9 protein-coding genes and 1 pseudogene are annotated in these 12,373 nt (G+C 49.0%); 3 read left to right on the top strand and 7 right to left on the bottom strand.

Annotated elements, in window-relative coordinates:
• Positions 1–34: 34 nt before the first annotated feature.
• Both SPB21_RS18535 and SPB21_RS18530 read left to right on the top strand, forming a co-directional pair.
• The gene (locus tag SPB21_RS18535; protein ID WP_163661927.1) at positions 35–817 is read left to right on the top strand and encodes an aminoglycoside phosphotransferase family protein; all 783 of its coding nucleotides are present in this window, start codon (positions 35–37) and stop codon (positions 815–817) included.
• 121 nt (positions 818–938) lie between these two features.
• Positions 939–1,499 (top strand): DUF6891 domain-containing protein, encoded by a 561-nt coding sequence (locus SPB21_RS18530; protein ID WP_163661925.1) that lies wholly within the window; start codon positions 939–941, stop codon positions 1,497–1,499.
• 36 nt (positions 1,500–1,535) lie between these two features.
• On the opposite strand, the pseudogene SPB21_RS18525 reads toward SPB21_RS18530, so the two are convergent.
• The 6 genes and pseudogenes from SPB21_RS18525 to SPB21_RS18500 all read right to left on the bottom strand — a co-directional run.
• Positions 1,536–1,840: pseudogene (locus SPB21_RS18525) on the bottom strand (Uma2 family endonuclease); the annotation flags it as partial.
• 85 nt (positions 1,841–1,925) lie between these two features.
• The gene (locus SPB21_RS18520; protein WP_499867380.1) at positions 1,926–3,287 is read right to left on the bottom strand and encodes a cytochrome c biogenesis protein; all 1,362 of its coding nucleotides are present in this window, start codon (positions 3,285–3,287) and stop codon (positions 1,926–1,928) included.
• Positions 3,288–3,329: 42 nt separating this feature from the next.
• Complete coding sequence (locus SPB21_RS18515; RefSeq protein WP_163661920.1) at positions 3,330–4,070, bottom strand: cytochrome c biogenesis protein CcdA; 741 nt, start codon at positions 4,068–4,070, stop codon at positions 3,330–3,332.
• A gap of 84 nt (positions 4,071–4,154) precedes the next feature.
• Positions 4,155–5,516 (bottom strand): FtsW/RodA/SpoVE family cell cycle protein, encoded by a 1,362-nt coding sequence (locus tag SPB21_RS18510; protein WP_499061297.1) that lies wholly within the window; start codon positions 5,514–5,516, stop codon positions 4,155–4,157.
• Positions 5,517–5,666: 150 nt separating this feature from the next.
• The gene (locus tag SPB21_RS18505) at positions 5,667–7,253 is read right to left on the bottom strand and encodes an NAD(P)H-quinone oxidoreductase subunit 4 (RefSeq protein WP_163661917.1); all 1,587 of its coding nucleotides are present in this window, start codon (positions 7,251–7,253) and stop codon (positions 5,667–5,669) included.
• Between the two features lie 257 nt (positions 7,254–7,510).
• A complete protein-coding gene (locus SPB21_RS18500; protein WP_499867379.1) occupies positions 7,511–8,455 on the bottom strand; it encodes a class I SAM-dependent methyltransferase in 945 nt (314 codons plus the stop codon).
• A 253-nt stretch (positions 8,456–8,708) separates the two neighbouring features.
• Here SPB21_RS18500 and SPB21_RS18495 point away from each other — a divergent pair, with 253 nt between their 5' ends.
• On the top strand, positions 8,709–11,330 hold the full coding sequence (locus tag SPB21_RS18495) for a M1 family aminopeptidase (protein ID WP_499867377.1): 2,622 nt from the start codon (positions 8,709–8,711) through the stop codon (positions 11,328–11,330).
• Between the two features lie 163 nt (positions 11,331–11,493).
• Here SPB21_RS18495 and SPB21_RS18490 read toward each other — a convergent pair whose 3' ends face one another.
• Positions 11,494–12,108 (bottom strand): phycobiliprotein lyase, encoded by a 615-nt coding sequence (locus SPB21_RS18490; protein ID WP_163661911.1) that lies wholly within the window; start codon positions 12,106–12,108, stop codon positions 11,494–11,496.
• Positions 12,109–12,373 lie beyond the last annotated feature (265 nt).

Genomic DNA, 12,373 nt, shown 5'->3' with positions numbered 1-12,373 from the left:
AGCAGAAACCTTTAGTGTTGATTGAAACTCTTTTATGGAACTGTTCGACAGCCAAAACAGTGATGTTGCTGTCTTAGGTAATGTTGTAATTCGTCGTCCTCGAAATATTGAAGCGGTCGCAGGAGTTCGTCAAGAAGTGTCTGTTTTACCACGACTTCGTAACCTGCTTGTTCTGCCAGTTCCCGTTATGCAAATCGTAGAGGTTGGAGATGAAATTGTGACCCTTCATTCCCGACTTCCAGGTGAACCGCTATGGTCAGTGCAAAATCTTAGCAACTTAACCCAAGAGCATCTAGCAACTCAGCTTGGTAGTTTCTTGAAGTCTCTACATGAGATCGAGTCAGTTGTCTTGGGTGATATTGATTTACCCTGCATCGATCAAAGATGGTGGACGAATTTTCTTGATAAAGCAGAGCGATTTGTTTTTCCTAAGGTAACTTCTACGACTGCCAAAGTTTTGCGTTCTCAAATTCAATCCCATATCGAGCAACTGCCGAACCTACCTTGTGTGCTGCGACACGGTGACTTTGGTTCGAGTAATATTCTGTGGGACGGTGAAAAGAATATCACGGGTGTTATTGACTTCGGTTCATTAGGGTGGGGTGATCCTGGTTGGGACATAGCAGGGCTGTTTGCCAGTTATGGCAGTCTGTTTGTTGAGCAGCTTGCCTTAACTTATCCGGTAGTTGGATCATTACTGGAGCGATCGCCTTTTTATCATCAGATGTTTGCTTTGATGGATGCAGTTTTCGGTGTTGAACACGCAGATGACGAAACTCTGAACGATGGATTGGATACACTGAAGCGAATCGCTTAACCTAGCGATATAACCGCAGTCGAAGGCGATTAAAGATGCTCGGTCGAATAACAAGGCTATTAATCGCCGCTGGACTCAATCGGTATGTTGCTGATTCCACTCGCGTATCTGAATCATCACAATGCTCAGTTCAGAAACCGTTCAAGAAATTGCCGCTTTGGTTCGCTCAGGGTTCTACCGCAAGAACCGCCTGATGGATATCTTCTGCGAGGAGATGTACGCGCCTGGAGACCTTGAGCCAGACGAAGTGTCGGCGGCAATTGACGTTGAATTCGAAACATGGGAAGCGGAAAAACAAACATGGCCCGAGGTGACTGATTGTGATCGCCTCGATTCAGCTTTTGCCGCAATCAACGAACGCGGGATTATCGCATTACAAAATGCGGGCTACACGCAAAGCGATGGCTATGAAGACTTTCTTGATGCTTATGAGAATCACCCGAACAAGTCGTCAGTTCTGGGTTATTGCTTCTATCACGGACAGGACCTTGAACGTGCTGTGTATGGTGGTGGCCTGTACTTCGCGTTTGGCCCAGTCGATCCAACTGAGGAAGAAACCAAGGGGCCGGAAATCGGAAACGTTATTCGTGAAGAACTTGAACGTGTTGGCCTGAAAGTCGATTGGGATGGAACGTTTGCCAAGAGGCTAGGCGTGCCCAAATTGGAATGGCAACGGCGTTAATTCATAAAAAGTCGCATAACAAATCGATGCACCTGAAATGTCTTGAGGATAAGGATGACGATTGTCGTAGGTAGACTCTGGTAACCGAACAATAGCTATATCTGGCTCCGGTTCGGAAGCTGCCAAAGTGATGGGACCATTGAAGCGAACATCAGCCTTACCCTGGAGCAAGGTTTCTAGATAGCGAGAATCCCGTTTGGCAACATTGTAAGGGAGTGGGGTTTCCGGTGCCGTTTCGATGATGTCTCCCCCGCTAGCAGCTCCACCTGGCGATTATCTAAAATACCCGCTGCTACCATCTGGTGATAGTCGTTGATAGACCATTTTGCAAGGGTTTTCATTCTAGAACTGCTCCTGACTGGATAGGGTTCTCGATTATCTTGTTTTTAATATGGTTGGTGACAATTGCCCCATAGAAAATGTTCTCTAGAAAACGACTAATTCCTCCGTTGGTTCGGCATCTGCCTGAGTGCTTAGTTCATCCAACACTGCGACTAATTCTCGCTCAAACACTACCTGAGCCCGGTTAGTCCGGCCTCCCACATAAAGCTGATTCCCTTCTTGTAATGCCCAAACTTGAGAGTGGGAGATATAGCTCATAATCACCCCCAACATCAGTAACGCAAAGCCTAAGTAAACAAAGGGTACACCTGGATCTGCTTTGATCTGGAGGCCAGTACTGCCAATAATTTCAGCCACTGATAGAGTCACCCCATTAACGTCCACCGACATGCCTTCTCGCACCGTGGAAATTAGCTCACCTTGCTCGTTGTAAACCAACAAAGTTCCCTGTAAATCCTGGGTAATCAGCGATACGCCAGCACTCATGTCGGGTTTGGTGGGTACCCAAGTTCCCCAAAGCTTACCGCCATCTTCAGTGGCTATGGGGGCCATGGGTAATTGCAAAATGGGACTATTATTGACTTTCACCCGCACTCCTGCAATGGACCAATCCGCTTGGTACATGGTGACATTGCGATAACGTAGGGGCTCATTCACCCATACGGTTTTACGTTTAACTTCGTCACCTTGGTCGTTCAGAACCGATAGGTCTGAGTAAAACTGATCAACACGTCCTTCAGGGCTGTAGTCAATCCAAAAGCGATTCACTTTTACCGACCAATCTTTGGGAATTTGAGGACCTGCCCAAGGTCCGGCATCAAAAATGTTTTGCACTGTAAATGTATTGCCGCTGGGTACCATCTCCTGGGCAAAGAACCCGGTCATGGCTCCATACATGGCTCCCAGCAAAATGATCAGCATGCTGGCATGAACCAAGATGGGACCGATGCGCCCTGCTAAACCTTTATGGGCGTAGAGCATGGTGCCGTCTTTATGGAAGGTTTTGTAGCGTTTTTCTTCCAATAGTGCGGTGAGCTGGTCAAGAGAGCCCTGATTAATCTCGGTGCTGAGGGCCATTTTTTCAAACTGGCGCGGCTTGCTGTAGAAGTTCCAGGTGCGTGAAAACCACCTTAGGGCCGTAATTTGCCGCGTGAAAGTGCAGGCGGTGAGACTGCCGCCAAAGAGAATTAGTAGGGAGAGGTACCACCAAGTGCGATATACGTGGTCCAAGCCTGCTATGAGTAGTACTTTCCAGCTAAGAAAACCGAATAGAGCTGGGTCTTCTGGATAGTTCTGTTGATAAAAGGCTAGGCTTTGCCCTTGTTCGATGACGGTACCCAGGATGCTGAATACGGCAATCACCAGCAGCAAAACGATGGCAAGACGCAAATCTGCAAGCAGAGGAATCAGTTCTTTTTTGAAATAACGTTTGAGGGCAGCAGGCATAGGAAATGTTGATGGAGAGACGTTGTATGTAACGTCTGTATATTAGGCAACTGGCATAAACCGTGATACCAGTGAAAAGACGCCAAAGCCAATGAGCAGAATACCGCTAGTAGGAGTGATCCAACCAGACCATTGGCGAATGGTCAGAATTTTTTTGATCGAAGCTGTGAAAATACCGGCAATGACCAGCGGGGTAACATACCCGATCGTATAAGCCAGTAACAGAGAGCTACCCAGAATCGGATCGCCTTTTTGACCAACCCAGGCCAATAATGTGGCAAGCACTGGGGTACTACAGGGTGAGGCCACTAAGCCGAAGGTGAGACCGAGCAAGTAGGACTTTAGCGATCGCGGAATATTGTTTTGCATAAAGTCCATGCCGCTGTAGGACGGCAAAGGCGGTAGCGGTAAAGCTTCGAGGAGATTGAGGCCCATGATGATTGCGATCGCACTCACCACAATGGGCAAGCCCACACCTACCTGACCATAGACCCAGCCCAGACTGCTGGCCACCACACCTAGCCCAGCCAGGGTAGTGGCTAAACCCAAAGCAAACCAGCTAGATTGGCCAACGGCCTGCCAGCGATTCTCAAGCTCATAACTGCCCATGTAGCCCACTGTGATCGGCAGCATGGACAACATGCATGGTGTCAGGCTGGTGAGTAAACCAGCCGCCATAATAATGGCAACACTGGCCAACGAAAGATGGTTTAGCTGAGCGCCTACCCACTGATTAGCCAGCTGACTAAGGTTATAAAGACTGAGCTGAAGCGTTTCCCACATACAAAATCGGGCTGCAAATCAACGTTACCTACGGACCCCTGTCCATAGCTTCTTAACTTTCCTAATTGTAGTTGTATCGAAACATTAAATGCTTCGTATTCGCTTACGTTTGCGGATGGGCTTGCTACTGAGCTTTGGTTTTGCATTCACTTCAGGGTGAATCCGTGTGGGAGGACGAGGGCGAAAAATTCGTTTGTCAGGTATCTGCTTAGCTTTAGTAGGCGCTGTTTGAGGCTGTTGCCCATGGCGACGACGACGACTGCCAGGTCGATAACGCCTGGGACGAATGGGTTGCTCAGTCATCGCCACAATATCTGCTTCATGTGCCTCACGAGCAACGCGAATCAAGAGCCCAGCAATCACTAAGCTAGACATCATCGAGCTACCGCCGTAACTCATCATGGGGAATGGTAGCCCAGTGGTGGGTAAAGAGCCCGTTGCTACTCCAATATTGATCAGAGACTGGCCCACTAGTAATACCATGCAACCAATGGCAATTAGGCGATTAACTGATGATTTTGCTTTCAGCGCTACTAGCAGGGCAACGGTGCTAAAAACCGCTAAAAACAGCAGCAGCATGACTGCCCCGATAAAGCCAAATTCCTCGGCGTAGACCGAAAAAATAAAATCAGTATATTGAATCGGTAGATACCCCAGCTTCTGCTGACCCATGCCAAAACCGGTACCCCATAGACCACCAGAACCAATGGCGTAAAGACTCTGCACCAGCTGATAGCCATTATCACTCGCCTGGGCCCAGGGATCTAAGAATGAGATAATCCGCTCCCGTTGGTAGGCCTTAATGCTAATACTCAGTAAAGCAGCGACTACCCCAGTGCCAGCTGTCATCATCAGTTGCCCATAGGGACGGCCCGACGCCCAAGCAATCAGCCACAGCGTAATGCCACAAACAGCAGTGGTGCTGAGATTAGGCTGCACCAAGATTGCTAACAAGCAAAGGGCAAATATTCCTAACCATAGCCACCGCATCGTATTACGGAACCGGTGCCAGCGACCAAATAGTCTGGCACTCTGCAAAATCAAAAAGGGCTTTAGAAGTTCCGAAGGTTGAATCAGGAATGGCCCCAGTGGAAGCCAGCGGGTCGCCCCGTTAACAGTAACGCCCAAACCTGGAATATGTGTTGCTACGATTAATCCCAAACACACAAACAATCCCAGCCCAGAAAACTGCATGACTAGTCTGAGAGGATTGCGTGTAATCCACCGAGACATGAGGAGACCCACAAGAATCCATAAAATCTGGGCCTTGAAATAGCGGGCACCATCACCAACTTCTGCATCAGCCACTGGAAAGGATGCTGAAAATAGAACTACCAAGCCGATGAATAACCAAAGCATGGTCAACCATCGCAGTAGTCTTGCTTCCAGTGCCCAATCTCGCACCGAAAAGAAGTTAATGACACCTGCAAAGCGATTCAGATTCAATGTGATGATCTTGGTGTAGGAGTGCTTAAGAAATAAAGAAAACCATCGACCTTGTCAAGGGGTAACCTTGTAAAGATCGATAGTTTAGTAGAGGATAAGAATTTTTTCCATGTGTAGAGGCGTTCCATGGAACACCTCTACACACGGGACCTATTGGCCGATGGCTGGTGCCTTGGTGGTTGGGATATTGCCGATGGGCAGCGGCGGTTGCCGATCGGCAATGGCAAACAGCTCTGTACGCAAACTCTCGCTCACCTGCATCGTTTTAGCGTCATACACCTGAGTGAGTAGCTTTGGATAGAGGCCAAAGCCAACGATGGGAATCAGTAAACAAGCGATGATAAATACTTCGCGAGGTTCTGCATCAATCAGTGCCTGATGTTCGGTTAACTCCTTGTTCTCAGGACCAAAGAAGATTTCCCGTAACATTGACAGCAGATAGATCGGGGTCAAAATTACACCCACTGCCATCAGCAGAATCATCACCAGCTTGAAGTTAAAACTGTAGGCATCGCTGTTGGCAAAGCCTACAAAGACCATCAGCTCAGCTACAAAACCGCTCATGCCAGGTAAAGCCAGGGATGCCATGGAACAGGCTGTAAACATGGCAAAGATTTTCGGCATCTTGGTACCAACACCGCCCATTTCCGGCAGAATCAGTGTGTGGGTACGATCATAGGTCGCGCCCACTAAGAAGAACAGGCTCGCCCCAATCAATCCATGGGACACCATTTGCAGTACCGCACCGCTCATTCCAAGATTGGTAAAGGATGCAATACCAATGATCACAAAGCCCATATGGGAAATGGATGAGTAGGCGATCTTACGCTTGAGGTTACGCTGAGCAAAGGATGTCAGCGCCGCGTAAATAATATTGATGACGCCAAATAGGATCAGTCCGGGGGCCACGATGGCATGGGCATCGGGCAGCATTTCCACATTCATGCGAATTAGGGCATAGCCCCCCATCTTCAGTAGAATGCCTGCCAGTAGCATGTGCACTGGAGCTGTGGCTTCACCATGGGCGTCAGGCAGCCAGGTATGCAGTGGGAAGATGGGTAGCTTCACTGCATAGGCTACTAAGAATGCGGTATATAGCCAGAGCTGTAGGCGAATGGGAAATTCCTTAGCCATCAGTGCCTGCATGTCAAAGGTGACAGTGTCACCGTAGAAGGCCATGGCTAGGGCTGCTACCAAAATAAAGAGTGAACCGCCAGCGGTGTAGAGGATAAACTTTGTGGCTGCGTACAGACGTCGCTTACCTCCCCAAATTGACAGCAGCAAGTACACAGGAATCAGCTCCAGCTCCCATACCAGGAAGAAGAGCAGCATATCCTGTACTGCAAATACTGCAATCTGAGCGCCGTACATTGACAGCAGCAAGAAGTAGAAAAGCTTGGGTTTCAGGGTGACTGGCCATGATGCCAAGACAGCCAGGGTGGTAATAAAGCCGGTCAATAATACCAGCGGCATCGAGAGGCCATCTACGCCGACTGACCACTTGAGATCTAGGGCTGGCACCCAGCTGTAGCTTTCCACCAGTTGCATCCCGGAGCTAGTGGGATCATAAACAGTCACAAAGGCAGTGACAATTAGGGCAAAATCAATTAACCCAACAATGAGGGAATACCACCGTATTGTTTTGCCATCCGTATCTGGGATGAACGGCAAAATTAATGCTGCCACAATGGGCAGCAAGATGATGGTGGTTAACCAAGGAAATGTTACAAAGTCCATAGACGTTAGGGCCAGTTTCTAGAGCGTGGGCCAAATGATTTAGACCAAAGGTATTCAACATAGATTCTCAGCCAAGACAACGTGGCTGTAGGAATCAGGCTGTTTTATAGCTGCCAGGCGGCAACTGTCCAGCCTTGTTAACCACTGTAAGAATAAAAATATTGATTCCCAGCCATCTCCTGGATTTCTTAAAGGTGTGTAATCAGAACGTTACAAGTCATTAATAAAGTTGGTTGACTCTCAGCTTTGCCAGACAACTAGGCAGGCTTCTGGGCAATGACCACACGGTGCCGAGAGGTATTAATCGTCTGGCTCGGCTGAGCAAAACCTGCATCCATCAGCACCTGATGTAAATCCAGAGCAAAGTACTTATCGAGGTAGGGTTCTGTGCTCTTAAGTAGGGTGAGGACATAGCCAGGCATTTTCTTGTACACCTCCGACTGGGGATTCATGTCCATGATGGTGAAATGGCCACCGGCTCGTAGGATTCGATATCCTTCGTGGATGACATCCAGGGCTGCGGAAACAGGTAACTCATGGAATAGCAAAGACGCTGAGACTAAATCCACGGACTGATCAGCAAAGCCGGTCTTCTCGGCGGCGGCATGTATCCACTGGGGCGTTTTAAGGCCATCTGTAGCTGCATTTGCTTGGTACTGGGCTACGGTTAAAAAGTAGTCGGATAGATCTACACCGACGGTGGTTGCCTGGGGATAGGCCCGTTGCAATGCGCGGGTGCTGAGTCCGGTGCTACAGCCAATGTCCATGATGGTTTCGGGGGGTGTCGGTAATTTTTCAAGCAGGACATCAAGATGGCTTTGACGTAGACGCAAGTCGCCTTGGGCATCGCCTTCGGGCCACAGACGGGCATGGACGGCTTTGGCTGCCACCGATTCCTCTAGGGCAGGTTCCCAGCCAAGGTTGCCTTCTTCGTAGGCGTGAAAGCTGGTGAGGTAATAGTCGGGATAGGTGAGGTTGCGATCGCAAATTTCCTCTCTTTCCTTTTCCCAAACCGGGTTAAATGGCTGATCGCCACCTCGCGATCGCAGTTGGGCCACCTCATCTAGCCAATACACCCCAATAGATTCAGCCCGTTTGATCATCATGTTGCGGGCACGATCCTTAGCAAAATTGGCCAGGGGCTTAATGGCCAAGGCTCCATTGATCAAGCGGTTAATAGAGCGAGTCGCAATGGCGTTCATTTAACGGCACATCTCAAACACGTTTGTCCTATTTAGCTTAGAGCCACGGTCAATCGCTGAACTTTAAGTTTCCTCTCCGAAAACTAAAGGTCTCGCTCCAGAGACACTTTAAATATCCCAAAGTGTAGCGGCGTAATCCTAGGGAAAACGTTAACCTAAATTGCTAATACGTTGCCCTTGATCCCTCGCCCTCAATCCTTTCCCCAGGGAGCAGGGACTGGAGGATAGGGCCTTCACCCACCACAAATTCTCTATGTCCGTCGCTGCCTATTTCAATGCCGATGAAAACGGCCATAAACCCTTCGCGCTTCCCGGTGCATCGCCCCACTATAATCCTGACCGTCCTGGACAGGTTGAGCACATAGCCCTTGATCTAGACTTTGATATTCCTAAGAAAAGCTATAAAGGTACCTGTGCCATTCGCCTCAATCCGGTACGCAATGGGATTGAGAGTTTGACCCTTGATGCCGTTAGTTTGTCCGTCGATTCAATCACGATCGACGACGAGCAGCAGTCCTTTGACTATGACGGTGAACAGCTGCACATTCACCTCAATAAACCTACATTGGCGGGGCAGACGATTACCCTTGTCATTACCTATGGCGTGAAAGAGCCCCAGCGGGGCATTTACTTTATTGCACCCGACGAGCACTATCCTGAAAAGCCTTATCAGGTGTGGACCCAGGGGGAAGATGAAGACTCTCGTTTTTGGTTTCCCTGCTTTGATTACCCAGGTCAACTGGCGACATCTGAAGTGCGGGTACGGGTACCGAAAAAGTATTTTGCCCTGTCTAATGGAGAATTAATCTCTACCGAAGAGGATGGCAAAGCCAAAATCTATCACTGGAAGCTAGATAAGGTTCATCCTAGCTATCTGATGACGTTGGCCATTGGTGAATACGATAGCATTGAAGCCGAATGGCGCGGTCGTCCCGTGCGGTATTACGTGGCTAAAGGGCGCAAGGATCAAATTGAGCTGACCATGGGGAAAACGCCCCAGATGATGGAGAAATTTAGTCAGGTGTTTGGCTACGATTATCCCTTCTCCAACTATGATCAAGCCTGTCCGGCTGACTTCATCTTTGGTGGTATGGAGAACACGACCACCACGTTGCTGACCGATCGCTGTTTGTTAGATAAGCGGGCTGCTATCGACGACCTTCGGTCTGAAACGTTGGTGGCCCATGAGCTGGCCCACCAGTGGTTTGGTGATCTGATAGTTATTAACCATTGGTCCCATGCTTGGGTAAAAGAAGGCATGGCCACGTATTCAGAAGTGTTGTGGTTAGAAGAAGCCTATGGCCGTGATGAGGCCATGTATTATCATCTCAACCATGCCCGTGCGTATCTCGCTGAAGATGCTAGTCGCTACCGTCGTCCGCTAGTTACTCACATTTATCGAGAGCCCATTGAGCTATACGACCGACATATATACGAAAAAGGCTCCTGTGTTTATCACATGATTCGTGAAGCCTTGGGGGATCAGTTGTTTACTAAAACATTGAAAACTCTTCTCACCGAGAATGCCCACACCACTGTGGAAACGGTAGATGTATTACGGGCCATTGACAAAGCAACTGGCAAGAATCTCCGCTATCTGTTTGATCAATATGTTTATCGTGGTGGACATCCTGATTATTCCATTAGCTACAGCTGGGATGGCGATAGTAATCTTGTGAAGCTTATGGTGACTCAGACCCAGGTGGCCGATGGCAAATCCCAGGTGCAAGAAGGACTCTTTGACCTGAAGATTCCCATGGGGTTTGGCTATATTGAGAATGACACGGTCAATGTACAAACCGTAACCGTGAGAATTCACGAACGGCAGCAGGCCTTCTACTTCCCACTTCAGAAAAAGCCTGACTTTATTAGTTTTGATGTGGGCAACCATACTCTCAAAACCGTTAAGTTGGAGTACCCATTAAAAGAGCTCCAATCCCAACTCAAGTATGATCCTGATCCTATCTCTCGCGTATACGCTGCGAAGGCCATTGCTAAAAAAGGCACGTTAGAAGCGGTAGAGACCCTGGGCGCAGCCCTACTGAAAGATTCTTTTTGGGCGGTTCGGGCCGAAGTGGCCGAAGCCCTGGCTACGATTCAGCTGGATCAGGCCGTTGAGGGACTGTTGAAAGGGTTAGATGATCAGCATCCCAAAGTGCGTCGGGCAGTGGTAGATGCCTTGTCTGGGGTAAAAACAGCAGCGAGCTATAAGGCCCTGAAATCTGTTGTTGAAAACGGTGATGAGAGCTACTACGTTGAAGGTGCAGCGGCCACAGCCCTGGGTAAAGTGGGCTCTAGCACTTTAGACAATGGTAAAAATAAAGAGAAAAAGACGCTTAAGCTACTGGAAATGGTGCTAGAAGAGCGCGCAGGTTGGAATGAAGTGGTGCGTTCAGGTGCTATGGGTGGTTTGAGTGTGTTCAAATCTTCAGAAGCAGCTCTAGATTTGTTGCTGCCCTACACCGAGATTGGTACTCCTCAAGCATTGCGGCTTAATGCAATTCGATCGTTGGGTAAGATTGCAGCGGGGCAGAGTAAGGTGAATTGCGATCGCATCCTAGACCGCCTCGAAGCCATTGCCCGCGAAGAGTTCTTCTTAACCCAGGTTGCTGTTGTCATGGCCTTAGGCCAAATGGAGGTCTCTGGCGCAGTGCGAGTATTGCAAGGGCTAGCGGAGCAAAGCCCTGATGGTCGCGTAAAACGCCGTGCTGAAGAAGCCATGGGTAAAGTGCGTAGGGCCATCGGTGCTGATCAGGCAGTCGATGAATTGCGCAAAGATCTTGATGAGTTGAAGCAGTTAAATCGAGATCTAAAGAGCCGATTGGAAACCTTGGAAGCCAAGGCGAAGGCCGAGAAGAAAACCAAGGAGAAATAAACATTTGTAGGGGCTGCCCTTGTGGCTGCCCCATCCATAACCATCGCCAAACGCCAGCTTATATTGAGATTACAAACCCAAAAATAATGGGGCTTCCCACAAAAGGATGCCCCTACGAAATTTTAGATACCCATAGCATAAGGGCATCCACAAGGAAGTGCCCCTACCAACCCATTGCTGCCAATTGTGATGTTTGGTCAAATGCCTCAACCGCTGCAGTATCTGCCAAAGGCGTTCCCTCGATTGCTTTGCCATCTACCACACGGGTTTCTGCACAGAAGGATGCCGTATTAAACCCACCAAACCGTTTGACGATACTGCTACGCATCCGTAGATCAGGGGTGACAAACCAAAAGCGCTCGACAGAGCTCATGGTGTCATACTCGGTCTCTAGTATTAACCCGTCTTCATCATCCATTTCGTAGCGACCGACTACGGGTACGATTTCGGCATAACCGCGTTCACGCAGCAGACGACCCTTGCGAGAATTGTCCTGATCAGGAACCAAGGCAAAAACTGTAGTCCCTTCATGGTTGCCTTCACCATCGCGGTCCCAGGCCATTTCACCATTCCAGGCAACATAGGCACCACCCACAGCTAATGCTGGGTCGATTTCGTGGAGTTCACAAATGGCAATGATTTTTTCGTTCGCTTTGTCGAGGGCTTCGACGGTAATGTTAGAGCCACCCAACTCAGCCCGTCGGAAGGGCAGGTGGTGGGTGGTTCGTTGGGATTGCCATTGTCCAGCGCTATGCTGGAAAAATTCCATTACATCCATAGGTGTATTGAGGATTTGATGCTTTTCCCTATGATAAACCGCTACGGAGAGGGTTTTCCATGGGTTGGGCAGTGAGGTCAGCTAAGATTGGGCTGGACCAAGTTTCAGGCTCGAACACTAATGGCTAAAACTGCGTTAGAGCTGACACCAGAAGAATGGAAGCAGTACACGGTACCCAAAAGGCCAGTGTCTGCTGAAGTGATAGCGCGTTGGGAAAAGGCTTGAGAACTCATCCCTGAACTGACGGCACTGCTGAGAAATAGAT

Source organism: Leptothoe sp. ISB3NOV94-8A (assembly GCF_043421595.1).
Lineage (GTDB): Bacteria > Cyanobacteriota > Cyanobacteriia > Phormidesmidales > Phormidesmidaceae > Leptothoe > Leptothoe turfae.
Note: the sequence above shows the minus strand (reverse complement) of the source record. Positions and strands in the feature narration are given on the sequence as shown.

Bases quoted from the DNA above. Each gene is read 5' to 3' on its own strand.
- SPB21_RS18535 (WP_163661927.1), top strand. From the start codon at position 35: ATGGAACTGTTCGACAGCCAAAACAGTGATGTTGCTGTCTTAGGTAAT.
- SPB21_RS18530 (WP_163661925.1), top strand. From the start codon at position 939: ATGCTCAGTTCAGAAACCGTTCAAGAAATTGCCGCTTTGGTTCGCTCA.
- SPB21_RS18520 (WP_499867380.1), bottom strand. From the start codon at position 3,287: ATGCCTGCTGCCCTCAAACGTTATTTCAAAAAAGAACTGATTCCTCTG.
- SPB21_RS18515 (WP_163661920.1), bottom strand. From the start codon at position 4,070: ATGTGGGAAACGCTTCAGCTCAGTCTTTATAACCTTAGTCAGCTGGCT.
- SPB21_RS18505 (WP_163661917.1), bottom strand. From the start codon at position 7,253: ATGGACTTTGTAACATTTCCTTGGTTAACCACCATCATCTTGCTGCCC.
- SPB21_RS18500 (WP_499867379.1), bottom strand. From the start codon at position 8,455: ATGAACGCCATTGCGACTCGCTCTATTAACCGCTTGATCAATGGAGCC.
- SPB21_RS18495 (WP_499867377.1), top strand. From the start codon at position 8,709: ATGTCCGTCGCTGCCTATTTCAATGCCGATGAAAACGGCCATAAACCC.
- SPB21_RS18490 (WP_163661911.1), bottom strand. From the start codon at position 12,108: ATGGATGTAATGGAATTTTTCCAGCATAGCGCTGGACAATGGCAATCC.